General features: G+C 66.5%; 18 protein-coding genes. 7 read left to right on the top strand and 11 right to left on the bottom strand.

Annotation, left to right across the window (positions count from 1 at the left end; genetic code table 11):
* Positions 1-14 precede the first annotated feature (14 nt).
* The 6 genes from BN1701_RS12660 to sepF all read right to left on the bottom strand — a co-directional run bounded on the left by BN1701_RS12660 (position 15) and on the right by sepF (position 6,582).
* Positions 15-437: a hypothetical protein gene (locus BN1701_RS12660; RefSeq protein WP_157367954.1), complete on the bottom strand. Its 423-nt coding sequence runs from the start codon at positions 435-437 to the stop codon at positions 15-17.
* Between the two features lie 32 nt (positions 438-469).
* Positions 470-898, bottom strand: coding sequence for a hypothetical protein (locus BN1701_RS12655; protein ID WP_054048546.1), 429 nt, complete (start codon positions 896-898; stop codon positions 470-472).
* Between the two features lie 144 nt (positions 899-1,042).
* A complete protein-coding gene (locus BN1701_RS12650; protein WP_067520679.1) occupies positions 1,043-4,666 on the bottom strand; it encodes a helix-turn-helix domain-containing protein in 3,624 nt (1,207 codons plus the stop codon).
* Between the two features lie 57 nt (positions 4,667-4,723).
* Positions 4,724-5,218, bottom strand: coding sequence for a hypothetical protein (locus tag BN1701_RS12645; RefSeq protein ID WP_054048541.1), 495 nt, complete (start codon positions 5,216-5,218; stop codon positions 4,724-4,726).
* A gap of 455 nt (positions 5,219-5,673) precedes the next feature.
* Positions 5,674-6,126, bottom strand: a complete 453-nt coding sequence (locus tag BN1701_RS35500) for a hypothetical protein (RefSeq protein ID WP_157367953.1) — start codon at positions 6,124-6,126, stop codon at positions 5,674-5,676.
* 54 nt (positions 6,127-6,180) lie between these two features.
* A complete protein-coding gene (sepF, locus tag BN1701_RS38190; RefSeq protein WP_369800674.1) occupies positions 6,181-6,582 on the bottom strand; it encodes a cell division protein SepF in 402 nt (133 codons plus the stop codon).
* A 332-nt stretch (positions 6,583-6,914) separates the two neighbouring features.
* Between sepF and istA the strand changes: the two genes are divergently transcribed.
* The 6 genes from istA to BN1701_RS12605 all read left to right on the top strand — a co-directional run bounded on the left by istA (position 6,915) and on the right by BN1701_RS12605 (position 14,923).
* The gene (gene istA, locus BN1701_RS12635; protein ID WP_172803236.1) at positions 6,915-8,606 is read left to right on the top strand and encodes an IS21 family transposase; all 1,692 of its coding nucleotides are present in this window, start codon (positions 6,915-6,917) and stop codon (positions 8,604-8,606) included.
* Entirely contained in the window at positions 8,603-9,373 is a 771-nt protein-coding gene (gene istB / locus BN1701_RS12630) for an IS21-like element helper ATPase IstB (RefSeq protein ID WP_054048537.1), read from the top strand. The genes istA and istB overlap by 4 nt, the downstream gene beginning before the upstream one ends.
* A 1,360-nt stretch (positions 9,374-10,733) precedes the next feature.
* Positions 10,734-10,859: a hypothetical protein gene (locus BN1701_RS37840; protein WP_255364624.1), complete on the top strand. Its 126-nt coding sequence runs from the start codon at positions 10,734-10,736 to the stop codon at positions 10,857-10,859.
* Positions 10,860-10,869: 10 nt separating this feature from the next.
* On the top strand, positions 10,870-11,295 hold the full coding sequence (locus tag BN1701_RS12620; RefSeq protein ID WP_054048533.1) for a hypothetical protein: 426 nt from the start codon (positions 10,870-10,872) through the stop codon (positions 11,293-11,295).
* 611 nt (positions 11,296-11,906) lie between these two features.
* Positions 11,907-12,113, top strand: a complete 207-nt coding sequence (locus BN1701_RS12610; RefSeq protein ID WP_157367950.1) for a hypothetical protein — start codon at positions 11,907-11,909, stop codon at positions 12,111-12,113.
* Between the two features lie 74 nt (positions 12,114-12,187).
* Positions 12,188-14,923, top strand: coding sequence for a P-loop NTPase fold protein (locus tag BN1701_RS12605; protein WP_157367949.1), 2,736 nt, complete (start codon positions 12,188-12,190; stop codon positions 14,921-14,923).
* A 96-nt stretch (positions 14,924-15,019) separates the two neighbouring features.
* Here the strand turns inward: BN1701_RS12605 and BN1701_RS12600 are convergent, their stop codons facing one another.
* From BN1701_RS12600 to BN1701_RS12580, 5 genes are all read right to left on the bottom strand, one after another.
* Positions 15,020-16,000, bottom strand: a complete 981-nt coding sequence (locus BN1701_RS12600) for a trypsin-like serine protease (protein ID WP_054048524.1) — start codon at positions 15,998-16,000, stop codon at positions 15,020-15,022.
* Positions 15,993-17,354 carry a hypothetical protein gene (locus tag BN1701_RS12595; protein ID WP_054048522.1) on the bottom strand — a complete coding sequence of 454 codons (1,362 nt, stop codon included), beginning with the start codon at positions 17,352-17,354 and terminating at the stop codon, positions 15,993-15,995. Before BN1701_RS12595 ends, BN1701_RS12600 begins: the two co-directional genes overlap by 8 nt.
* Positions 17,341-22,446: a hypothetical protein gene (locus tag BN1701_RS12590; protein WP_054048519.1), complete on the bottom strand. Its 5,106-nt coding sequence runs from the start codon at positions 22,444-22,446 to the stop codon at positions 17,341-17,343. The genes BN1701_RS12595 and BN1701_RS12590 overlap by 14 nt, the downstream gene beginning before the upstream one ends.
* A gap of 8 nt (positions 22,447-22,454) precedes the next feature.
* Complete coding sequence (locus tag BN1701_RS12585; protein WP_054048517.1) at positions 22,455-24,458, bottom strand: CHAT domain-containing protein; 2,004 nt, start codon at positions 24,456-24,458, stop codon at positions 22,455-22,457.
* A gap of 496 nt (positions 24,459-24,954) precedes the next feature.
* Positions 24,955-25,113 (bottom strand): hypothetical protein, encoded by a 159-nt coding sequence (locus tag BN1701_RS12580; RefSeq protein ID WP_157367948.1) that lies wholly within the window; start codon positions 25,111-25,113, stop codon positions 24,955-24,957.
* A 401-nt stretch (positions 25,114-25,514) separates the two neighbouring features.
* Here BN1701_RS12580 and BN1701_RS12575 point away from each other — a divergent pair, with 401 nt between their 5' ends.
* Positions 25,515-25,742: a hypothetical protein gene (locus BN1701_RS12575; RefSeq protein WP_054048513.1), complete on the top strand. Its 228-nt coding sequence runs from the start codon at positions 25,515-25,517 to the stop codon at positions 25,740-25,742.
* Positions 25,743-25,804 lie beyond the last annotated feature (62 nt).

The raw sequence follows: 25,804 nt of genomic DNA, 5'->3' as shown, positions 1-25,804 counted from the left end.
GTGCCCGTGCGGAGTCACACGCAGAAGTGCATGCCCCACCCGTAACCGTTCTCGTCGATGATCTGCCCGTATGAGCACATCGACTGAGTAGGTGCGACGCGACGGTACGGGGACCAGTTCTGCACGGCGTAGTCATCGCCGTACGTGTGCCTGTCGAACGGCTGCGTGTTGATGCCCGATCGTAGTTGCCGGGCTCCGATGTAGGAGGTGGTGCGGGTCCAGTTGCCCGAACACGCCCAGGACCACCGCATCTCCACCGTGCCGATCACCTGTCCGTTGCGTTCGATCGTGCGCGACGCGACGGTGTAGCCGTTCGGGCAGTCGACGGCTGGGTTTCCATCCCCGCCGACGTCGGTGGCGGACGCCGGAAGCGCGGTGCCGACCATAGCCATGATCGCGAGAACACCCGCGATACCGAACTTTGCTGATGCTGCCAAGGTAGTTCCTCCTCGTGAGGGTTGGAACGCGATCAGGCGCAGATCGAGGCGTGGTAGAGCGCGCCGCCGTCCTCGATGAATCCGTTCGAGCACATGCCCTGTGACGGTGCGACCCGCCGGAAGGGCGACCAGTTCTGCGTCGCGTAGTCGTCGGCCCAGGTCTCGCGGCCGTCCCACGGGTTCGTGTCGATCATCGACTGCAGCTGGCGGGCTCCGATGTAGGACGTGGTGCGGGTCCAGTTGCCGCCGCAGGTCCACGACCAGCGCATTTCCACGAGGCCGATGGTCTGGCCGTTGCGGAGGATCGGCGCGGAGGCGACGGTGTAGCCGTTCGGGCAGACGTTGGCCGGGTTTCCGTCACCGCCGACATCGGTGGCGGCCGCGGTACCGGTCGTGACGATCAACCCTGCCATCGCCACGGCGACGGCCGAGACGATGTTCACCAGGTTTCCTGTTCGCATTGCGGTCTTCCTCTCAGCGGAAAGCGGTTGTGCTTTTGCCTCTTCCACTGGAGCAGCAGGCCAGAACGACCTGGTAGACCGGCTGATGGGTCCGTGCTTCCCCGTCAATTCCCGTACGGTCCCGCAGGCTTGAGGCCTTGATCGTCAACAGGGTGGGGTGTACGGCTCGCCCGGGATGAACTGTGACCACTCCTCTGGAGTGATCGATTGGCCAGCCTGGCCGCATATCCAGTTCTTGACGGCGTCGAGGTCTGTGTCCCAGACCCGGACTGTGCGATCACGGCCACCAGCCGCCAGTCGACGTCCGTCAGGGCTGTGGGCGAGGGTAAGCAATGCGTCGTTGGTGGTGAGGGTGGCGAGGTGGTCGGGCTTGCGGTGGTCGGCCAAGTTCCACAGCCAGATGGTCCGGTCCGTGCTGCTGACCGCGAGTTCCCTGCGGTCCGGGTGAAAGGAGAGTTCGTAGACCTCGCCCACCGGGCCGATCAGAGGGCTTGGCACCTCGACTGGGCTGAGGGGGTGGGTGAGGTCGAGCAGTCGGACGGAGTAGTCAGAAGCACCGAATGCGACAAGGGTGCCGTCCGCGCTGAACGCCGTCGCGTAGACCGGACCGCGGAATCCGGTGACCGTGGCACGCGGTTTTGGGTTCGTCTTGTCGGCGATGTCCCACAGATATCCCTTGCCGTCCCCGCCGGCCACCGCGAGCATCGTCGTGTCCGGGCTGAACCGGACACCATAGATGATGTCCGCAGTCCCGCTCAGGCTGGAGATCATTTTCGGGTGGGCGGTGTCGGAGAGGTCGACGAGGTACGCGGACTTGTCGTCGCTGCCCACCGCAGCGGTACGATCGTCAGCGCTGAGCACGACGGATTGGATGGTCGAGGCCGCCACTTTCAGCGAAACCGGCTCGTCCGACCGGTCGACCCGCCACAACACGATGCTGCCATCGGTGGTTCCGGCGATCGCTGTCGCTCCGTCGCTAGTGAGCGTGGATGCTCCGCTGAGCGGTGATGGGCTTGCCGAGCCGCCTGTCAACTCGCCTGTCAGCCTCGCCCTGTGCGGGTCCGTCACGTCCCACAGCCGGAGCCGGTTGTCGCCGGAGCCGACCAGCAGCCTGTCGCCGGACAGGTCGAACGACGTCGAGAACACCTGTTTGCTCGGACCGCTGAGCACCGAGCCCGGCACCGTCCAGGTTCGGGTGCGCCCGTCGGTCGCCAGCGTGAGGATCGTGTGAGAGTCGCGGAACTCGATAGCGGTCAAGGGCTTCGGGTGTGGAAGCGGGGGCAGGGCCTGACCGGACCGCATGTCCCACCGCCACAAGAGCGTGTCCGAACTGCCTGCGACGAGCGCGGTGCTGTCGGGGCTGAACGCCACGGCGTTGATCCAACTCGCTGGTCCTGTCCACTGCCGTGGCGGGGCAGTCGGATCAGACAGGTTCCAGGTGTAGACACGTTGTTCGCCCGCCGTACCTGCGGCCAGCGTTTTGCCATCGGGCGACACAGCAATGCCGAAGATCTTGCTGGTAGGCCCTTTGAACACCACGGATTCGCCGGGGACGGCGAGGCTCCAGAGGTGAACGATGCTATCGTCGCTGCCAGCTGCGACAGCCGTTCCGTCCGGGAGAAACGCCACTCCTTTCACTGCTTGTGCAGGCCCGGTCAGGACTACAGGTGGCGTTGCCTCACGGGGCGTCCATATCTGCACCTCCCCGGCCCCGTTGCCGGCAGCGAGGTGCAGGCCGTCCGGGCTGAACGCCAGGGCGAACAGCCTGCTGGAACCGGTGTTGAACGTCTTTTCCTCCGTGGGAGAAGTAGAAGGGCTGAGGCTCCACACGGTGACTTCGCCCCGGTCATCGCCCGCCGCCAGCAAGGACCCATTCGAGCTGGCCGCGATAGCGACGATAGGGCGGGCGACGCGTAGGTCCGCGACGTGCCGGCCGGTGTCAGCTTGTTCGATCTGGACGTGCCCTGAGTCTGTGCCGAACACCAGGAAGCCGCCGGCTGACGTCATCACGGTCGTGGTGCCGTCCCAGGCGCTGCTGCGCCGGGGGAGCGGCCGAGCGGAGGAATCAAGGACAGCTGACCGCGCCTCGGGCGTCGGGGCCAGATTGTGTGCTGCGAGCGCGAGCTGGGCGGCGAGGACGGGGTCCTTGTCCCGCAGCCGATCCGCCTTGTCCGACACCTCGCGCGACAGGGCGAGTCGGTTGTCGCGTGAGGCGGTCGTGCTGACCTGGTTCGCGTAGAACGCCGCCCCCACCGCGAGCAGCGAAGTCACCACGAGCAGGATCAGCAGCTGGTATCGGCGGCGAACGCGCGTGCGGTCGGCTTCGCGCCGCGCCGTGCGTGCCTCTTCGGAGACGGCGAGGAACTCGCGTTCAAGCGGGTTGAGCGCGGCCTCTCCAGCAGCCGACCGTGCCCATTCCAGCGCGGATACGAGAGTTCCACCGACGTAGAGGTGTTCAGGCTGGCGGCCGTTCTGCTGCCAGTCGCGAGCGACGCCGGTAAGCCGATTGTGGAGATGGTGACCCACGCGGTCGTGCGCGAGCCACTCCTGCAGCAACGGCCAGGCGCCCAGCAACGACTCGTGGCTGATCTCGACGATGTGCTCATCCGCGGTGAGCAGCCGGTGTGCGACGAAGACCTCGAACACCTCGGTGAGATCGTCTACCTCGTCGTCGACGCGCCCGTTGAACAGCTCGCTGAAGGTCACCCGGCGCCGGGTGACGGCAGTGCTGTCGCCCGCGTTCACCAGGCGTAGGAAGAGGTTTTGGGCAACGACTCGCTGTGCGCGGTTCAACGATCGGAATGCGGAGTTCGCGGTCTGCGCGATTGCCCCGTGCACGCCGCCCACCGACCAATAGTGGGTCAGGTCGATCGTCCGGCGCGATGAGCGCTGCTCGGTCCAGGTCTCGACGATGCTGTGAAGCGTGTGCGACAACAGCGGAAGCCCGCCAGGCTGTTGTGCGGTGTCCCGCAGCAGCAACTCGACGAGACCGGGGTCCAGGTCGAAGCCGGCGGCCCGCGCGGGCCCGGTGATCGCCACCCTCAGCTGCGTCTCGCTCATGGGCGTCACCAGCATCTGGTGGTGCTGCAGGAGTTCTGCCAAGCGGGGAATCCGCATAGCATGCGCGTAGAAGTCGGCGCGTAGCCCGATGACCACTGGCGTCGAGCGGTCCAGCAGCGCGTCGACGAACCGGACTCTGTTGGCTTCGTCGTAGGTGGTGAACAGTTCCTCGAACTGGTCGACGACCAGTACGAGTTCGTGCGGCGCCTTGAGCACCGACTCCACTGGCGCCTCGGCGGGCGTGATGACCTTCCCCTGGGGGAGCGCTGGAATGAGTCCCGCACGCAGCAGGGAGGACTTGCCCGAGCCAGACGGCCCCACGACGGCCAACGGCCCCATCTTCGACGCGCCGACGAGTGCTTCGACCTCTTTTTCGCGCCCGAAGAACATGGCCGCGTTTTCCGGCTGGAACGCGCGGAGGCCGAGGTACGGATTGAATGCCGGTGAAGTGCGCCTGGTTTGTTGTCTCGCTTGAGCGAGTCCTTCGAACCACGTCTTCCGCGCGAGTTCCTCAACACCGAGCGCGGCGAGGAGCCGGGCGAGATCGGCGCGCATCGACACCTGAGGAAGGTGCCGCCCCTTGCACCACGTGGAAATCGTGCTTTGTGGCAGGCCACATTCTTTGTGTAGTTCGCGATACGACTTCCCGGAAGCGCGGCGGAGCCGGTCGAGCGCCTGAGCGAAGTCAGCGGGCGTGTGCAGATCCAACGTGGACTCCCTCAGTCATCGCGAATATTCCGAAACGCAGAAGGTGGAACGTCGGCGTCACGACGAGCAGATGGGCAAACCGAGCCCACCTCGGTAGGAGGGAGCGGTGTAGACCTCGCTCAGATAGCCATCGCGGAGATCGGGGAGTTTAATCCGGCACCAGCGCGCGGAGCTGGCTCGATGCGGATTGTCCGTCGCCGTCGAGTCGAGGTTGTAGTTGACCAGTTCCTCACCGCGGGTCTGACAGACGGCGACTAGCATCGCGCCCGTGTCGACTTCGGTGCTGGGCAGCTTGCACCCTGTCGCGGAGCACCGCCCAACAGTGCGGCTCGACGGGCAAACAGGGCTCACGTCAGGCTTGAGCACGTCGGCACCCAACGCCACCATGTTCTGAACCTCGATCGCGACCGGCCGCAGCGCTGCGGGAACGTCCGCTTGCCCGGTGGGCGGTCGGCTGAACCGGAGCGTTACCGGGGTCGCGACCGCCGCTGTGATCAGCACGGATACTGCGATCGTGAGGTGGAACCGCCGCTGCGGGACGCCCGTGACCATGGCCACTGTGTCGTAGCCGGGTTCCCGGAGTCTCGTGAGCCGTTCCCGCCACGCTTCGACCGTGGGTGGATGACTGGCCGACCGCCATGAGAACCCTGACCAGGAAGTCCTCGCTCGGCCGTCGTTTGCCCGAGTAGAACTCGCTCACCGTGGAGGGAGCGATGGCCGCCGCGTCGCCGATTTCCCGGACCGACTTCCCGCTGTGCTTCTTCGACACGATTGCCTTCAGATCGTCCGCAAATCGTGTCGGCGAGTCTCTGTGGTCTTCATCGTCTCTCGAAGCATCGGTCACCGCACAGATCATCACATGCAACTCCGATTCGGCCCATCGGCCAACGGAGTGTTCATGACCGTTCGGCGCGCAGGCGAACAGCGCAGCACCCGGTCGGACGTGGTTAGCGTGCCGAGTGTCAGGGAGTAACCCACAGCCCTGGGAGGATAGGCTGCCACTGAGATCAATACGTCCCTCCGCCCTCATCGTTCTGGCCGTGCTCATGGCGTTGAGCTCGGTTTCCGCACCCTCTAGAAGTCGGAACTCTAGTAATCGGCTCCCAAGTGTTCGAAGTCGCCGTAGGGGAGGGGGACCAGCCTGTGCCGGGTACAAACCACTTGTGGACGAGGTCGTCGCTGGTGCCGCGGCCGAAGATATCGAGTTGCCCGTTGGGTTGTTGGATCGGGGTGGGGTCGCCGCCGAGTCCGGTGCCGAGGTGTTCGAAGTCGCCGAATGGCGATGGTTGCCAGCCGACCCCCGCCACGAACCACTTGTGGATCAGGTCGTTCGCGGGTCCGCGGGCGAAGATGTCGGCGAGTTCAGATGCTTCCACCGTCTGAACTCGCCCTGCGGCCTCGCGCTTCGTCGCCGCCTCGTCGGGGATTGTCGCAGGTTGTGGCTGATTTTCACTGGTCACTGGCTCAATCCTCGTCAGGACTCGAAGTTGTGGTGCGCCTCGACGGATTGAGGCTTAGTCCGCCGTCGCTCGGGGAGTCAGCAGGATGACGGTGCTCGAAACTTGAAAGAATGTTCCCCTGGACCCCAAGATCAAACCGATGGAGAAGTCCACGAAACGCAGTGCTGTGCGTTCCTCGACGGAAGTAAGATCCAAGATCACCACGCGTCCGGCGCGAAAGTGTTCGTGCACCCCGCGAGCGCCGTCGCGGTACTGCGTGGGAGAGAGTCGCACTGCTTGCTGCAGGTGCACAATGGGATCTGGCGTGGCTGTCTCCGCCGGGACGAGAGCTTCTGCGTCGGCGATTGACTCTGACACCTTCTCCGTAAACGTGGTTGTCGGCCTGTTCCACGTCAAGCCGTACGAGGGGGATTGGGGCGCTGGTGGGGTCGCGCGTCGCGGAGCGAAGAGTCTCATGCCCACGACTAGGAGGATGCCGACCACTGCTGGCCATATGAGCGTCTCTGCGTACCTCAAACCAAGATCAGCTGCGTCCACGGTGCGCCATCGTAGAACACGGTCGAGCACGTTCTCGGAGAGGTGAAGGGATCCGAAGGCGGTGATGTCAGCGCTCATGGAATTCCCCAGGTCTGACCGGTTTTCGCTCACGTAATTCCGCAGGGCGGCGCTCACGTAATTCCCCACCGGGAAGGTGAGCGTGTCGCGCGTGTGGGTTCCTCGCAGGAGCACAGGCTTGCCCCGTTCACGACCGGTGGCCGGGGAGTGAGATGGCGAGGAGAACGTTCGACGTGACGAATGTGACCGAGATCCTGGTCCACTGGTATGCGGGTCGCTCGCAGAGCGAGGTCGCGGCCAGTCTGGGTGTGGACCGCAAGACGATCAAGAAGTACGTGACCCCGGCGATCGACGCCGGGATCATCCCGGGCGGGCCGTCGATGACCGCCGCGGACTGGGCGGAGTTGACCGGCAAGTGGTTCCCCGCGGTCACCGACACGCGGCTGTGGCAGACGACATTGCCGCAGATCGAGCAGCACCGCGACTACTTCGTCGACATGCTCAAGGCCGGTGTCACCCAGGCCACGATCTGGCAGCGGCTGCGCGATGAGCGGGACCTGCCGGCCAGTCTGGCGTCGTTGAACCGGTGGGTGGCGGCGAATCTGCCCGAGGAAGTCCGCCGCGACCGGGTCACGGTGCTGATGGACGAGCCGGAACCGGGTGGGGAAGCGCAGATCGACTACGGGCATCTGGGCGCGTGGGTCGACCCGCGCAGCGGTAAGCGGCGGCGGGTGTGGGCGTTCGTGATGGTGCTGCCCGCATCGCGGCATATGTTCGTGCGTCCGGTGTTGGTGATGGACCAGCGGGCGTGGACGGAGTGCCATGTCGCGGCGTTCGAGTTCTTCGGCGGGGTGCCGGCCCGGCTGGTGCCGGACAACCTCAAGACCGGGGTCGACAAGCCCGACCTCTACGACCCGAAGATCAACCGATCCTATGCCGAACTCGCCGAGCACTACACGACGTTGGTCGACCCGGCGCGGGCGGCGAAGCCGAAGGACAAGCTGCGGGTGGAACGGCCGATGCCCTATGTCCGGGATTCGTTCTGGCGCGGCCGGGAATTCGTGTCCCTGCAACACATGCAGGAACAAGCCGTGCTCTGGTGTCGGGACGTGGCCGGGCGCCGGCAGTGCCGCCCTCTCGGTGGTGCGGCCCCGTTGTCAGTGTTCGACGCGGTCGAAGCCAGTGAGCTGCAAGCGGTGCCCCGTAAGCGGTTCGTGCTCGCCACGTGGTCGACCGGGACGATCGGCCCGGATATCCATGTCCGGGTGGGCAAGTCGTTGTATTCGGTGCCGTGGCGGCATATGGGCCGCCGCGTCGACGCCCGTGAGACCCCTACGGTGGTGCAGATCTTCGACAACGGGGAGTTGATCGCCACCCACGGCCGCCGACCGGCAGGGAAGTCCACTGACCTGTCGCACTACCCGCCGGAGAAGATCGCGTTCAAGATGCGGACCCCGACCTGGTGCCGCGGCCAGGCCGCCGACATCGGCCCGTCCTGCGTCGAGCTGATCGGCGGGCTGCTTGAGGTCAACGCCCTGTTCCGGCTGCGCGCGGCGCAAGGGGTCCTCGGGCTGGCCAGCAAACACGGGCCGGCCCGGCTGGAGAAGGCCTGCGCCCGGGCGATCGAGGTGGGTGACCCGACTTATCGCACGGTCAAAGGGATCCTGGCCGCCGGCACCGAGGTCGACCCGGCGCCCGAGTCGACCGGCGACGGAGGCGCCGCGGCGCATCTGCACGGCCCTTCGCAGCTCTTCGCGAACGTCGTGGCCCTGCCCACCCCGGACCCCGAGCCCGCCGCGGACAACGCCAACCCGAGCGTCGATCACGACACCGATGCCCACGACGAACTCGGCGATCACCGCACCCCGGCCCCCATCGAACCCAACCGGGCAGCCCCGGGCACAGACAGCGAGGAAGCATTGTGACCGTCATCGACACCGCGCTGCGCGACGCCCTGCGCATGCTCAAGCTCTCCGGAATGCTCGACACCCTCGACGCCCGCCTCGCCCAGGCCCGCGGCGGGGAACTCGGCCACCTGGAGTTCCTGCAGATCCTCTGCCACGACGAGATCGGCCGCCGCGAGCTCACCGCGATGGGTCGTCGGCTGCGCCGCGCCCACTTCGACGCACAGACCACCCTGGAGGAGTTCAACTTCCACGCCAGCCCCAAGCTGCCCGCCGCGCAGATCCGCGACCTCGCCGCGCTGCGCTGGCTGCACGCAGGCGAGTCGGTGATCCTCTACGGCCCGGTCGGGGTCGGCAAGACACACATCGCACAAGCGTTGGGGCACATGGCAATCCGGCATGGAGCCGACGTCCGATTCGCCAAGACCAGTCGCGTCCTGGCCGACCTCGCCGGCGGACACGCAGACGGCACCTGGGGCCGACGGCTACGCGAACTGGCCCGGCCACCCGTGCTGATCCTCGACGACTTCGGCATGCGCGAACTCACCGCACGACAAGCCGACGACCTCTACGAACTGATCAACGAACGAGCCGGGCGCTCACTCGTGCTCACCAGCAACCGTTCACCGGTTGACTGGTATCCGTTGTTCCCCAACGCCGTCGTCGCCGAATCACTGCTCGACCGGCTGATCAACACCAGCCACCAGGTGTTCATGAACGGCCCCAGCTACCGGCCGAACAAACGACCCAAGGGAGCCGCCGACGACAAGAAGAAGACCACAGGGTAGAACATCATCAGGAACCCACCACCTGCGGAACTACGCGAGCGCAGGCCCCGGGAATAACTTGAGCGTTCACAGGTGATCCCGTTGGGGCAGGACTCTGCTTCTACAGATCAGTGTCTCTGCAAGTTACGGCAGGGCGCAAGTTCGCCACCGTTGGCGGTACCGAGTCTCGCGTGGCGCCAAGGCCTGGAACGACCAGCGCGAACCAGACTGGTATTCCGGTCGGGCGGCGCGCCAGAAAGTGATCTTGACACGGCTCGTCACGAGCTTGCGGACATGGCCATCGCCTATCGTGCGACGTGGTGGCGAGGGATGTGGTCGATGAGCAAGAAGGATCGCCTACGCCGGGAACGTGCCGGTGGCTGTCATCCACTCGCAGCTGTCATCGAGCCATTCGCGGCTCCGACATTGGCCCCGGTCCTCGAGGCTGCGGCGGCGTCTCCGACAGCGGGGCATCGCTTGTTGTCGATCGCGCTCCTGTACGAGGCACTCCTTCAGGTTCGTCCGCGCGGCAAGCGGGACGCGGCCGCGATTGATCTGGAGTCGCTGCTCCAGGGGCTACTGACCTCTCAAGACTGGAGGACTTCGCACCCTACGACACACGGCAAGACGTACTCGTCCGGTGGGGTGACGACGTCTTCCGGGTCCTGCCAGGATCTCTCGAGCGTCCTCCGGCCTCGCTGCACCAGTTGGCGCTTTTGGCCACCGGGATCGACTCCGTACTCGTCCCACGGCTCGGATTCGGACTGGCCGATGTTGGTGAAGTCATCCTCAGGCGGGTCGACGACGTCGTGCGAGCTCTCGCGCCCCGCTGGCCCGATGGGCCGCTCACGCAACCGGGAGACCCGGCATCGGTAACCAGGCTGAGGTCGACGCGGTGCGAAACCTGCCTTCCTTTGACGAACTCCTGGAACGGTGCTCCGCCCCGGCCCGCGCGAGGGCAGCCGCCGCACGGTTCACCGTCGCAGTCACGACCTTGACCCTGTGTCCGGCCGTTCGGTCGCCACGTTCGGCGCTTCGATCGCCACCAGGAGCCGAGGACGTGTGTGTCCGCTGCCTGCCGCCTACCTGGTGGAATCCCTCTGCGCTATCGGCCTCGCCCTCGCCGAGCTCGCGGTCGTCGCTGCCCGGAGGTGCGCAAGTCCTTCAGGGACCTGGTCTGGAATCGCGTCGCGAACCGGTTTCAAGGCTCGGCGCAGGTAACCATCGGACCGATACGAGTTGGCGGTGGAGGTGGCCCTCCACTCCCTTGTGGTTCCCCCGGCGGATCATCGCCTTGAACGTCGTCGGAGAACTCACCCCACAAGCGTTCATCCTGCGATTGCAAACCGGAGATCAAGCCCTCCGTGGGGTAGTGCCCGGCGTGACCGTCCACATCCGGTCAAGTCCGTCGATCGTGCCCGCGAACGCGGAGATCGTGCGCGCCCACTACATCGCCTGGCCTCACCCTGAGGCCTTCCCGGACACCGAGTTCCCCGCCCTGACGTGAGCGACGTCGAGTGGATGCTGTATCGGCGCGGCACGAGACCGACGACCTCTGGTACTTCCTGCGCAACCTCATCGAACCGGCAGGCGTCGAGAGCGCGTTCGCGTGGGACATGATCGACCGCTGGCAATTCTGGCGCCAGCAGAAGCACTTCTACCGCGGTGGCAAATCGCTGACCCACCTCGCGATCGCTCCCCACCACGCGGTCGAGGAGTGGCTTGACGAAGCGAGAACGGTGCCGATCGAGCACCTCCCGCACCATGCCAGCGAGCCCCGGTGTGACCGCCTCTGCCGCCACGACGTGCACCCCAGCCCGCTCAGCGGGCATCGGTGCCAGGGTCCGCACCCCTGCCGCACTGCTCGGCACCGGTCGCGCGGGCCGCGTCAAACCCTCTTCGCCCACGAGAAGCAACTGGTCGCACCCGGCGTGCGGGTTTGATGTCGGCTCGTAGCCGAACCCCAGCACCTCACCCTCGTCGACGATGTCACCACCCAGCACCGGCCCGTGCGGGTCTCTCGGGTAGATCACGGCTCCGCCACGCTCTGACCCACATTGAGAACACCGTCGCCGCGGGCCGGATCGAACCGACCACCGCGGACGTGCGTTCAGCCGCACGTGACCACTTCGGGGTCGAATCACGGGCCACGAAACAGCGCGATTCGCGACTCTCGCCCCTGAGGCGAGTAGAACAACTTAACACTCGTGATCACCAGTGGTCGACCGCCTTCGGCGGCTCTGTCGGGAATCAGCGATCGGACCTGATCCCCGCGCTGGACGCGAACCAGGTCCATCGCAGCGTCGAACCGCTCGAGCAGCACTTCGCGCGTGATCAACACGCTCGCCCCCGCCACCGCACGACCGGGCGATCTCAGACCGGCCCGAAGAGCCACACGTGCTTGGCGGCGTCGTGAAACGCCTGATCAGATGCCCGCGATGAATAGTTGGTGCTCTGATCGACGGGAGGTTCGCGTGGTCCCATCCGATATCCCTTCCGGCGTGCTGGCAGACCGGGCACTGCGGAGTTGGTCGCGGTGTACACGCGGGGGTCGATGATCAGGTCGACGAGCACCCTCGGCGACGAGGGACAACTGCGGTCTGTTGAGGAGGTCTGCCCGGTCGAGCTGCGCGATGAGCTGCCGCAGGATACTGCTGGATCGCGCCGCCGCCGCCAGACCGGGGTCAAGCGGATCACCGGGTCTGCCCGGTCGATATTCCAGCAGCGGTTCTGCGAGCGCACGGTGTCGCGGCCGGGGTGATCGGCCTCCCGGTGAAACCCAAAGTGGCCACCCCAACCTGACACATTATGGCTGTTGTCAGCGATTAACTCAGCGTGACGGATGTGCCTAGCCTCGGCCGGCTTGCCGAGGAACACGACGAGGTCCTGCCGCTGCGGCGCGGCACCGCTGGCGAGGGCGTGACCATCGGCCTCGTGTGCGGACAGGTGTATCCGCATCCATGGTTTGAGGGTGCCGTAGCCGACGCGGTCGATGACCTGGCGATGACCTCGGCGGCCACAATGATGGCCGGCCTGGTACTGCAGCGGGCGCCCGCCGCCCGTCTGATCAGCTGCGGTCCCGAGCTCGACGCGGACGGCCGCACCATGGACGGCGCTGCACTTGGGGCCATCAGCACGGCAACGGAGAATGGGGCCCATATCCTCCTGTTCGGAGTCGGTCGGGAGGCGAGGCCGGACGACGCTCTCTCCATAACCTATGCCCGGGTGGTATCTCGCGCGAAAGAGCGGATCGGGATCGTGGTTGCGCCCGCCGGCGACTACGGTGTGGAGGAGCCCGGCTTTCCGGCCAATGTCGACGGTGTGATCGCGGTCGCTGGCATGGTGCGGGATCCGGTCGGCGGATGGACGCGCAGCGTGCGCAGCGGTCGCGGTGCGATCTCGGCACCCTGCCTCGACCTGCTGACCACGACGATCGAACTCGGGGCGGGGGCGGGCTACGGCCGCAACAGTGGGACAGCGATGGCTGCGGCCCTGGTTGCCGGGGAGATCGCCGCTACGATGTCCCGGCTTGGGGTCGATGCGGCGGCGGCGGTTGAGATCGTGGCTGAGTTGCCGATGGAGGCGTTTCTGGAGCCGAGGCAGGACAACGCGGCTGGCGCGCCACCGCGGCTTGCGAGCCCTGCCGAGCTTGCCGATCCGACCACGGTGCTCAGCGACTACTGGACGACCGAGGACCGGCTCGGGTACTGGAAGCACGCCGAAGCATTGGCATCCTTCCTCGTCGACGCGGGCACCCGTCCACCGCTGGCAATCGCGGTGAAGGGCCCATGGGGCGCCGGCAAGACTTCGTTGTTGCGCATGGTCCGGGATCGGCTCGACCCGCCGCAGACCGAGCACACGCGACGCTCTATTTCTCTCACATCGGACAGCCAGGGAAAGCTGGCGAAAATCAGCCGACGCGAGCCACGGCTCCTGGCGGTGCTGAAGCTGCTGCGCCGTAACAACTTGGCTCCGGTAGTCGACGTGCGGGGAACCACGTACGGCACGCCGATCAGAACCACCACCTTGGCAACGGATTCGCCATCCCACGTGGATGGCACCCCCTGGCGGCCAACTGTCTGGTTCAACCCGTGGATGTACCAGACTGGGGAACAGGTCTGGGCGGGGCTCGCGCACGATCTCATCCGCCAGACCACCGAACGTATGTCCAGCGTGGACAGGGAGCGGTTCTGGCTTGCGCTCAACCTCAGCCGGGTCGACACCGAAGCAGTTCGGCGACGGATCTATCGGATCGTGCTCAGCCGGCTGCTGCCGACACTCGCCTGGCTCGGTGCCGTGGTCGCGATCGGCCTGGTACTGACCCTTGCGGGCATCCCAGTGCTCTCCTCGCTACGTCCGGCGGGCGTTTCAGTCGGCGTGATCGGCGTAGTGCTGGCCCAGGTCATCAGCGTGCTGACCACCCGCGCCGGTCGAGTACTGCCCGATTTGGTCCACCCACCGGATGTCGCCACCTCGAGCCGGGCTGCAGTGTCTGACCTGACCGGCGGGATCGGCGCGGACATCGCCGATCCGAAGTACAGGGCCCGGACCGGCTTCCTGCACCTGGTGCACCACGACGTGACCGCCGTGCTGGACCTGATCGGCACGGCCAAGCGCCCACTGGTTGTGTTCATCGACGATCTGGACCGGTGCACGCCAACGACCGTGGCCCAGATGGTCGAGGCCCTGAACCTGTTCCTCGCCGGTCAGTTCCCGCACTGTGTGTTCGTGGTAGCAATGGAGCCGGAGATGGTGGCCAGCCAGCTCGAGGTCGCCTACGGCCGCAGCGACAACGCCGACGGCCCAGGGCTCGGCTGGCGGTTCCTCGACAAGCTTGTGCAGCTCGCGATCACCTTGCCGACTCCGACAGACGATGCCGTACGCGAGTTCATCGGCCACACCCTCTCTGGCGGCGGAGCCCGCACAGACCATGGCGTCGAGCGCCAATTGTCCGAAGAGCGGGTGCGTGCGTATGAGCAGGAACTCGCCGCTGTCCGGTCGGTGGACGACATCGTTGCCAACGTCCGAGGTCTCGAAGGGATCGCCGCAGGACAAATCGGGTTCGAGTCGGAGCACGTGGCGCGCCACTTGTCTCCAGAGGCGAAGGAGGCGGCACGCCGCATCCTCAGAAGGCGCCTCGGCACCGGCGACCCAGAGATGGACAGCATCATCGCCGCTGTTGTCTCCCATCTGGGCTGGAATCCGCGAGAGGTGAAACGGTTCGTCAACCTCCTGCGCTTCTACGACACGATTCGCCAGGAATACCTACTAGCTGGCGCCGAGCAGGAAATGACCATCTACCAACTGGCCAAGCTCGCCGTGCTCGCGATTCGGTGGCCGCACCTGCGCAGCCTGCTCGCTGCACCCACCGGGACGGCATCCCGAGCCATCGTGCTGACAACGGTAGAGAACACACTTCGGGACCACGACCGCAGCGGCTCCATCAGGAGCAGGATCGCGGCCAACGGAGTAGACCAACAGTCCACCGGGCGGCTGGACCGGGAGCCAGAATTGCTCGCCTTCCTCGCCGACGAGCCGCCAATCGGTCCGGGCGCAGTCAGATTTCTATAGTACGCCTGGTGCTGGTAGCCGGGGCGATCCGATTCCCGACGTCACCTACTGTTCATCACCGACATAGTGGTGTTGGCATCCGGAACGGCGAAACGGTCAGGTGGCCAACGACATGATCCAATCCTGGTAGGCGTCGACCCTGGTGTAGATCCCGCCGTCACCACAGGGGCGGACGGAACTCTTCGTGGCGCGGGAGGTCGCGCCTGCCAGCAGCCACTGGTCGCCGACCTTGACGTATGCGGGGCCTCCGCTGTCGCCGTTGCAACTGTCGCGGTCGAGGAAAGGTCTTCCCGCGACGAACTCGGACGCGAAATCCGCGCCGTAGGCGGCTAGTTTGCCCGCCATGGGGACGTCCACCATCCGACGGCGTCCGAATCCCGCGATGCTGTGGACGTCGGTGTTTCCGTAGCCGGCCAGGCGAACGAACGTCGCTTGGCCGATCTGCTCCGCGGTGGCGACGGCGCGTGGTTCGACGGCGACAGGCTCAGCCAGCACCAGGACGGCGATGTCTTGAAGCGGGTCCGGCGGTTTGTAGGCAGGGTGGGCGACCGAGTGATCCACCTGTACGACCTCGCCGTGGTCAGGGAAGTGGACATCCACACCCGTGAAGACGCGCTGAGAGCAGCCGCGGGTCAAGCAGTGCCCGGCCGTGACAACGAGGGTCGGCGCGATCACGGTTCCGGTGCAACACCAGCCGTTGTCGTTACCGACTGCGACACAGTCAGGGTAGTCGTCGGTCTCCTCGCCGCCGATGATTCCCGGGTGGTCCTCGTCGCGGGTGAGTGCCAATGAGTTGGCGAGGTAGACAGGGTCTTCATACAGCCCCTCCAGTCGCTGGCTGGTCGGCATTGCGTCGCGGGTGCGAGGGCGATACGGCGCGCCGACCCGGGCGAGAACTTCGCGCGCCCGCGCGATGCAGTCCTCCGCCGAGCTCGCGCTGAGGATGTCGACCTGGTTGGCCAACGCCTGGTAGACCAAAAGGTAACGCGTCCTGTCGTCGCCCGCGATCGATTCCGCCAACTTCCGGATCGCGTCCTGGTCCGTGTGGACCGGTTCGGTCTTGCGCAGGTCAGTCATGGGGATCCCCTCTCGTGTCGAAAAGTGCAACGCCCGCGGCACGGTCGTCCTTGTCCTCGACGGCGGTGATGACCGACGCGCGCGATTTGTTGTCGATCAGCGTGATCCCGTGATCGAGGATCCACTGTTCCACCGAGACGTGGTCGTTCTTGGCGAGAAACCCGGCCGGATCGCGCTCGAAGGCCAAGCGCGCCAGCGCCACGACTGTGCGGACGTCGATGGTGTACGGCCTTCGACCTTGCAGCACCAGGTCGATGTCGTCGTCGAGTTCCTCAGCGGTCGGCTCGAACTTGACGCACTCACGGAGGGTCCGACCGCCGAGCCGCGGGTACCGGGCGCCGAGCAGACAGTCCACGATCGTGCTGACATCGGCCAGAAACGGGTTCAGCGAGTCGGCGTCGCCGGGACGAGGATGCACCGTGCGCCAGTCAGCCAGTCGCGCGTCCGACTTGCCTGTCAGGTTCATCCTGCGCAGCACTTCCGCGCCGATCGCGACGCGCACTGTGGCAGGCGGGTACCGCAGCTTCTCCTCGGCGGGTGGTTTGTCCGACCGCGGCTCCACGGCGAGCAGGTCCGCTAGGCCGCTGAGGTATGCGTCGCCGACTGACAGCGTGGCGAACACGTCGGCAAACACCTCCGGCAGCCAACGGAGCCACGAGTCCCTCGTCGCCGCTGGGAGCGTCGGCCCGGGTGGGTAGAACTGCTTCACCGTGACCTCAGCCATCTCGAAGTCACGCTCGACGGTGTGGCCGACCTCGTGGGCGATCAGCACCATGTCCGGAAGATGGGACGCCTGGTACCACGGCAGGCCGATCAATGGCACGGGCAGCCGCTGGACGAGCTGGAGAAATTCGATGCTGTGCTCCTCTTTGACCGATTCGGTGGTGAACGGGACATTCCGCTGATGGGTGATCGGCGCGTACTGGCCGCTGAAGAAGACAAGCGGCGCCTCCTTGACCATCGCCGGATCTCCGGGTGCCTCGGCCGCGTCGAGAATGGGCCGGTAGCACGCCCACACGAACTCGTCGGCCAAGCCCAGATACTTGCTGAACGCAGGGAGATACCGAAGGGCGAACTTCGATCGGAAGTGGTCCCACAGCCGGTGCACCTCCAGAATGCGCACTTGCATCGCGCGTCCGGCTTCGAGGATGTCCCCACCGGTTTCGGCCTGGTCGAGCCGTCGCGCGATCTCGGTGGCGTACCCGTCGAGTTGGCTCGTCAGCCGCCGCAGCTGCGACTGGTGCTTACGCAGCGTGCCTCGCTCCTCGGCGGCGCTTAGCCACCAGGCGAACTCCGCGGTGACGCCTGCCAGTTTGTCCCGCAGTTCCACGAGCTTTCGCTCAGCGATCCCCATGTGGATTCCTCTCGGCGGTCACCCGCAACCATGGTAGGTGTGTGAACAGCACCGTCCCTTCCGGAGTGTTCTCGCGCAGTCGTGCGCTGATATCGGAAAGTGACTTTCCGGCGCCGAACATCTCGAACATGTGCTCGCTCGGCATCCGCTCGCCCCGACCAGGCAGACCGGTCCCCAGGACCGCGGCACAACCGCCGAGTGCGAAGACGTCGTGAGCGAAGACGTTGCGCAAGAGGATGTTCAGCAGTCCCTCCAGCCGCCCTGGTGGGTTGTAGTCGAGTTCGAGCACGACGACCGGCCTGGTCCGGTCTCGCGGGAACGCGGCCAGCATCCGGTCCAGGGCCGTCGCGGTGACCTCGTCGCCGGACCTGGCGCCGCCGTACGCGTCCGGCATCCAAGCGCCTCCGACAAAGGTGAACGACACTCCACCGGAGCTCTGCCTCAGTCCACCGGACAGGTGCACGATGGAGGGCACTTTTCCTTGATCAACCAGTGCACGAGCCGAGGCCGCCAGCCGGTGCGGCGACGGGTCTTCAAGGGCGAACGCCTCGAAACCATGCCGCTCGTAGCGCCAGGCGACGTCCATGGCGCGCGGCCCGAGCAGGATCACCACGGGGGTTTGGTCCGAGAGGTCACTCTGCAGACTCGACAGGTCCGCGTAGTCCAGTTCGCCGCTTCTCGTGGATCCGGATCTTCCCCGGTATGCGCCCAACACGCCCGCGGTGTGCGGACCCAGGTAGCCGTCGGGTGACAGGCGTTCCCCAAGCAGTCGATTGAGTCCTAACTGGACATACCTGATCTCGTCGCGGTGCGCCGCATCGGCACTGGTCACGCGGTACGGGTGGATGGAGCGGGACACTCGCAGTGCCCACTCCCAGGGCGCCGCCTGCAGACGCCGGTCCCACAGTTCGAGCCGCAGGTCGAAATCCAGGTCTGGCCACATCTCCAGGGGTCCGCCGGAGCCCACCTCTGCTGCCCGGGCCACCCAGGCCGACGCGTCTTTCAAGAAGGTCGCCTTGCCCTTGGGCAGACCGGTCACGCCGACGATGTCGCGAGCCCACCGCTCGAGGTCGCGCCGTTCGGCGTGGCCGATACCGGGGATGCTGGCCGAGACCTGCAGCGAACCGCCCTTGTCCAGCTCCAGCCGAAGCCAGCCGCGCCCAGCCTCGAGTCGGGCGACGGACTTGTCCCGGCCGAAGTCACGGACAACGGCGGGCGGACGCGCGTTGGAGACGTCACCGAGTGCTTCGAACTCCGAGCTGGCCAGCACGAGGTGGCTGTCGGCGGCGGTCGCGTCGGCGACCCGGCCGTTGATCTGCTGCAACCGTGCGTGCCACTGGGTCTTCTGGTCCGGCGAAACGTGCAACAGAGGGGCAGCCTGCTCGGCAAATCGGTCTGCTGCCTGCGGATCCGTGTCGACGACCGCCTCGGCACGTTCGATGAGGAACGCTGCCGTCAGTGTCGGCGACGTGTGGCGGAACTGATTCACGAACGCGGCCACGTCGGCGGTCGAGATCCGGTCGCCGCCAGGCAACCGGTCCAGCGCGTGGGCCCAGTCGCGCAGAAATAGGCGGCTGCCCGACGATCCGAGAGTCGCGCGAGCCGCGACAAGGTCACGTTCGGCTCTGTCAGCGTCGCCGGTGAGCCGGGCGAGATGGGCCAACGTCACCTGCAGCGCCGCTTGTTCGGCTTTCGTAACCGTCGATGGCAACTGCAACAGCGTTCGCAATTGCGCGAGGCGCTCGACCGCGTCCCGGGTCACGGCGTCGATTCGGTCGAGGTTCTTGAGGAGGACGACTCGCGCGGGCTCCGGCGTGACCCGCCGGAGGTGTTTGTCCAACTGCTCGACGAGCTCGCAGTGGTTGTTCGCGGCCCGAACCGCGAGACCGGCGAGCGCGGCGAGGACGAATAGCCGTGCAGGCGCGCCCGACTGACGAAGCTGACCGATGGTCTCGGTGATCCTGGCTTCGGCTTCCGGTGACAGTCCCTGCCGGTGCAGCAGTTCCGCGCGGCCGGTCTCGCGGCGCAGCCAGCCCTCGGTCGCGGGCCGCAGGAACAGTGTGTCTGCCTCGTCAAGGTGATGCTCGGCCAGCGTCAGGCTGCCGACCTCGCGCAGGTGCAGCATTGCTGCGCGGGTGTGGCATCGGGCCACCGCGTCGATGTCGCCCGCGACCGCCCACAAGGTGCGCGCCGTTTCCAGCCCGTCGAACGCCGGACCGAAGTGCAGCAGTGTCCCGGCCGCGGCGCCTGCCGACTCGTGCCGCGCGGCGTCGTCGACCACGCCGCCGGGCGCTCGGGCGCGGACCGGCGCGCCCGCCGTGGCGGCCAAGACCTCGTCCAGGTAGCACGCTTGAGCCGCTTCGAGCCGAAGCGTGTGCACCTGCTCGGGTTCGGCGAGCAATCGAGGGTCGGCTCGATCGGTGAGTTCTGTGGCCCGGTTCGGCCGCCCGCTCCGCAACGCGATCCGCGCGGCAAGCGCGCTCAGCTCCGCGGACTGGACCGGCAGAACATGTCCGTGTGCGGTCGCGGCGGCGCACTCACGGTCGGCCTCGGCCAGCCGGTCGAGCTGGGTGTAGGCTGCGGCGACACGCAGTCGCAGGTGCGGCGCCCACGCGTCGGCGCGGAGCCGGATGGCCGCATCCAGCGCGGACCGGTAGGTGGCGGGCGCGGCGTTGTCCGCCCGCGCGAGTTGGATGTCGCCCAGCAACACCCGCAGCCGGACCTGGTCGTAGGACAGCTTGGCTTGTGTCAAGGCGTCGAGCACCTCCCGCTCGCCGGTGGCGAGATCACCGTGCCGCACAGCGAGCGCGGCGACCAGGTACCCGAGCCGCCACCGAGGGATCAGCTCCACGTCGCCTTGGCGGTGGAGGAACTCCGCGTACGCCCGCTCCACGCCGCTCCACAATTGGTCGTCGGCGCCTACCCGATCGACCCTGGCCTGTTGAGCGAGGGCGCACGCCCGTTCGAACCATGCCTCCGCGACGGTCTCCGGAGCCACGGCAGGCACCCCCGGATGCCACTCGCGAGGGTCGCCGTTCTGGTCGACGTAGTCCGGCCCGAGCAGCTCGGAGGCGATCGTCTCCCGCCTGTCGGGCTCCCCCAGTCCGACTTCGTCCAGCATCCGTCGCCACCGCCGAGTCGCCTTGACCCAGTCGAGGTGGAAATGGTGGTAGAGCGCCTCCAGCGACCACCGGTCCGCGTCGCCCGGTTCGGCGGCGGCTAGGTCGTCGAAGTACTGGGCGGCGTCGCGGTGTAGCTTGCGGTGAATACTGCTGTCCGCGATCAGCTTGCGCATGGCCCGCAGAACCCGAGGATGCAGGGCCACTGAGTCCCGGTCGGTGGGCGCCAAGGTGACCCACGACGTCTCTCCCGCGTAGCGGAGCAACTGGGTCCACAGTCGGTCGATGTCTAGCTCCTCGCCGTTCGTGGGCGACGTGACTGGGCCTTCGACCTGCTGGTCGTAGGTCTTGCGGCCAGCGATCGCCGCGGCGAGGTACTTCGGCAGCACCGCGTCGACGAACCCGCGGCTTAGCCTGCGCGCCACCACGCCGTAGCGCACCAGCCACCTCGTGGGCGGGTCGACGCGGTCCATCACCCGGACGATGAGGTAGGTCAGGTCGGCGTCCTGAGCTCGGAGGTCAGCGGGTTCGATCTCGGGTCGCTGCTGGACGAGGTCGGCAAGAAGTGCGAGCTTGAACGGGTCGCCTTCGACCTTAGCGACGATCTCCGCACGCAGGTCAAGCCGGTCGATGCCGCGATGCTCGCGCAGGTAACGCTCGGCCTGTTCGTCGGAGAACGGGAGCAACACGCGGTCGATCGCCTCGGGCAACTCGTTGATCGCCGCGCGGAGGACCTCTCGGAGGTCATAACGCCCGGACAGGATGATCCGCAGGGCTGGGCACCCGTTCATCAGTTCACGCAACAGCGCCAGCAGGTTCTCCAAGTCACTCTTCGGGCGCAGGTGTGTCTCCTCGACGGTGTCAAACACCATCAGCATTTGCCTGTCACCGACCGCTTCGACCAGCACGTCCACGAACCAGGTCCGGATGCCGTCGCCCAGCCCGGGAGGCTCGGCCGCGAGTCTGCTGCTGGCGGCCTTGGCCCGATCGTGGCTGGTCCCCGTCTTGCCGAGCAGCGGCAACGCCCACCCATAGGAGTTCAGGAACTTCGTGAACGGCGACCTCGGGAGCTGCTGGTTCAGTTGTGTCGCGGCATCGAGCAGAATCAGCCACGGATACGCTGTGACGTTGATCGAATCGATGACGTCGAAGTCGTGTTTGGTACACGGGATCCGCCCACCGCGCCACGGCGGGTCGACGGGTGGGACTTGCTCCGGCACCAGGAGCCGGGCGATCAGCCAGCGCAGCTCCATCGTCTTGCCCCGACCGCCGGGCCCGTGGAGCAGCAGCGTTCTCGGCCCGGATTCACCAAGCAGTCGCGTATAGACGGATCGGGCGTCCTTTGGCTCCAGGAATGTCCCGGTCCGCAGATAATCCGACGACCACAGGCTTCGGGCACGCAGGTACGCCGCACGGTCCCGCCACATCGTGATCATCCTGTCATCGCACGAGGCCAACCGCTCTTCGTCGCGCAACGTGTCGAGGATGTCCTGGAACAACGGGAGGTCGAATCTCAGATCGGCGTCCCGGAACAACGCCGATGCCAGGTCGATCGCCTCGTCCGGCGCGGTGAACGCGAGTAGCGGCAACAGGTCGATCGGATCGCCCCGCTCCCGGTAGATCGGCACGATCCCTTCGATGAACTCACGGAGATCGGCGGGCACCCTCGGGTCCGTGTGCGTGGCATCTGAAGGCCACCACGCTTTCCACTGGGTGGCCCTGGCCGAACGCTCCAGCCTGTATAGACCATCCTGGCGCGGGACTCGCTCGACCTCCGACGCCGTCACCAGGTCCTGGAAGGCCACGTGCTGGGGGACCCCCGGCGCCAGCACTTTGTCATAGGTCAGTTCATCGAACGTCTGCACCACCGCGCATCGCTTGAGCACCTCAGTCAGTCCCTCGGGCCGCGCGAGGTCGGCCACGGCCTCACCGCGAGCGAGGCGGCTCAGTAGCTCGTCTACGTCAGCGGGCATTGCGTTCCTCAGTTCATCGCAAGGACGTCGGCGATCTTGGCTAGGTCGCTGATCGGCCACTTCCCGGACCGGGTGAGCCCCGAGATCTTCTCCTCGCGAGCCGGGCCGATCTCGTGCCCCAGCGCGACGAGGAAGTCCTCGACCAGGATCTGGAACTGCTCAGGGTCTGGGTTGTCGACTCTGATCCAGTCGGTGTCGTTCACCTGGTCGATGGGCCAATGCTTGCCCTTCTGGTCTTCCGCGACCACGACGACCAGCGTGAGCGCCGGGATGACTCCGTCGAGCACCTTCAGGACCAACTCCGGATACAAGTGCAGCTTGAAGGCATCGGGGAGAACGCCGTCGAGCCCATCGAGGATCAGCACCAACGGCGACTCGGACGTGGCGAAGACGAGCGCATCCCGGAACGACTTGAACATGGTCTCAAGCGCGTTCTGCGGCCCGGGCGTAAGCGACTTCCCAGACTGGGCGGGTCCCGGCCGCAGCCCGCCGCCATTCGACTCGACCGGCTCGATCGGCAGGCTGCCGTCGATCACGTAGGAGAGATCGTGCCCGAACCGGGCGAACGCGCCCTTGGCCATCGGCCCGACCAAGTTCGGCACGTCCTCATCGGTCTGGCCGATTGCCCATAACACCCCGGCTGCGTCAAGTGTTCCCTTGCCGCCGAGGTCGACGTAGCGCACCCTGCGCCCGCGCAGCGCGCAGCGTCTGCGCATCCAGTGCACCAGTTTGGTCTTGCCCGCACGAGAGTCACCGGTCACGACCTGAAGTCGGCGCGGCTGCGCGCGCGGATGAGGGTCCGGGTCGATGTCACGGGCGAACAGCCGCCGCTCGACCGCGCGGTCGACGAAATCCGACACCTGCGGCGCGAGCTTCTGGGTGACGCCGCCCGCGTCCGCCGCGCTGAGCATGCACGACGTGGCCAGCACGGTCGAGGGGGCGGCACGACAGGTCAGGACCGGCAGGAACCAGTCTCGCCGATCGTCCTCCGTCGACTGCACGGCCCGCCGCGCCAGGGTGACGGCCTCGTCAATCTCATGTTCGCCCGCCACCGCCCGGTAGAGCGCACCACCGAACGTGCTCGCCGCGTCGCCGACGATGTCTCCGTGCATCCCGACGACCGCGAGCGCACCACGTCGCAGGAAGACGTCGGTCAACGCTCGGACATCCTGGGTCGGCGCGTTCTTCTTTCCCTCCTCACTGCTCGTCTCCGCGGCCGCCGACCGGCAGGCGTTGAGCACCGCGAGCCGCGGCGCCGGCCGCAGATGGTCGGCGATCAAGCCGCTGGTCAACGACCATGGTCGTCTCGTCGCCGCGTCACGCATTGCCAGTGCTGCGCGGCCGCGCAGCCGCTCGGCGTGTCCGATGAAGTGAAAGACGTGGGGCTGCATGGCTTGGTATGTCGCGCACAACACGTCCCAACTCGGCTCGGACAGGAAGTCGAACTCGACCCGACCAGCCGATTCGAACAGGGCCCGTTTGATCGCGCGCACTTCCTGCCTGGTGCCCAACTCCGCGCTCCGCTGACCTTCGACCACCAACACCTTGAGCGGGAGCAAAACGGGATCCGGACGCGGCGCCGGGTAATCTGTCACCCGCGTAAACGTATTCGGCGCATCGACGAACATGGTGTACTCGGACCTGCGCATCATCTCCCACGGCAGCGATCGCAGCTCTTCGGATCGCACATGCAACAACGTGCGCAACCCGGCTTCCGCGGCGTCGATCTCCCGTTCCCAGCATTCCCCGACCTCGCCCGCGAACAGCATCGTCGACAAATGTTGGCCTATCACATCGAATTTGGCCGACTGTGGAGTGTCCCGAACGAACGTCCGCATAAGGTCGGCGACGCTCTTTTCGCCGCGAAGCTGTTCGGGCGCTTTCCCTGCGAGCAGGTCCGCCGGGAGCACGCATTCGGCCAGCGGTCGAAGGTCGCCACCATCGACGGCCGCAAGCGAGATCGGGTGGTCGCCCGCCTCGTCGTCGGTGATCGTCAGCAACACCGTCCGCATGTCTGCGGCCACCCCCTCATCGAGATTGGATGACGGCCTCGCGTCCACTTGACTCCGGTCCGTCGAATCCGAGTAGGGCCGAAGGTCCCAGCGGTCCCTGACCGATGCGGAATAGGAACCTCATTCGGTCTACGATTGCGCCATTCGAGTGAACACCTTGCGGTTCAACCCCGCAGGCACCGGGTTCACCACTAAACGAATGGTCGCGTCCCAATCCCGTTCCGACTCCGAGGTTGATTCGTGATCGCGGGAGCGAGTTCAGTCGGTGGAACGAATCTGAATCGAGGAGTTCTGTGAACACTTCGCTCAGCGTCTTCCAGGCGTAGCTCCTACGCGGTCGCTGAGGTGATGCCGCGCATGTTGGCGCCTAACGACCTCCTGCATGGTTGGCGGTCTTGGCCTGAGATGATCTTGATATGGGTCGTGCTGCAGTGCTGTCCGCGCGTCGGGTGACAGGGGTTGCCGTCGGCGGTGATCGCGGATCTGATGGCCGAACTCAGTCGGGTGTGGCAGGACCGCCAGAACGCCGGGCTGGCCGATCGGCCGCGGCGGCGGTGAGCCCCGCCGACACCTCCGCTGGTCCCGCGCCGCCGGGGTCGTGCCGCACGTCGATGACCAGCCGCCGGTCGCGCTCCCGCAGAGCGTTGTTCACCACCACGTCGACCTGCGCCGCAGGGCGCGCAGGACACCAGGGGTCGATCACTTGGGCGAGCCATACGGGATCGACCCCTGGCCATCACCCGCTGCGCACGTACCGAAACACGGTGACGGTGGCGCCGAAAGCTGCCAAACCGACTCTGCACAAACTGTGCACTGGCATGTCCGCCAGGAGGCCGGTGCGGTTCGGGCGCGCCGATCTGTGGAGCAGCGGAAGGCGGCTGAGGGCTTTCCCTGACCAGGGCGCCCACAGTAGTCCGACTCGGCGGAGGGGTGTTTCGACCGAGGCGTCTTCAACCGTGTTCCAGGCTCTTGCGCTTGATCATCTCGGTGTTCCGAAAGGGCCAACTCGCGTTGCCGCGCCTCCTGTCTGCGCCTGGGTGTGTCGATGATCTGCGGGTGCCGTACCGCACGCCCGTCCTGGCGCCCGACCTGATCGTCCGAGCCCACTGGACTACCGCTGCCAGCCGCCGACCGAGTTGGGTCTTGAGGTGGGCCGAGCGCGGGCCGATCCGGGCGTCGGAGAACACCGACGCACACCTCAGGGCTTTGTTCGAGGATTTCACCGCGGAGCTGCGTGCCCTCGACGGTTCCGAGGTCGGGGTTGACTGGACGCTGGGTGAATGAACCGGTAACCGCGAAAGCCGATCGGCCTAACGCAGCCGTTCAACGTGGACCCGCTGGTTGAT

The organism is Alloactinosynnema sp. L-07 (assembly GCF_900070365.1).
In the GTDB taxonomy this organism is placed as follows: Bacteria; Actinomycetota; Actinomycetes; order Mycobacteriales; family Pseudonocardiaceae; genus Actinokineospora.
Note: the sequence above shows the minus strand (reverse complement) of the source record. Positions and strands in the feature narration are given on the sequence as shown.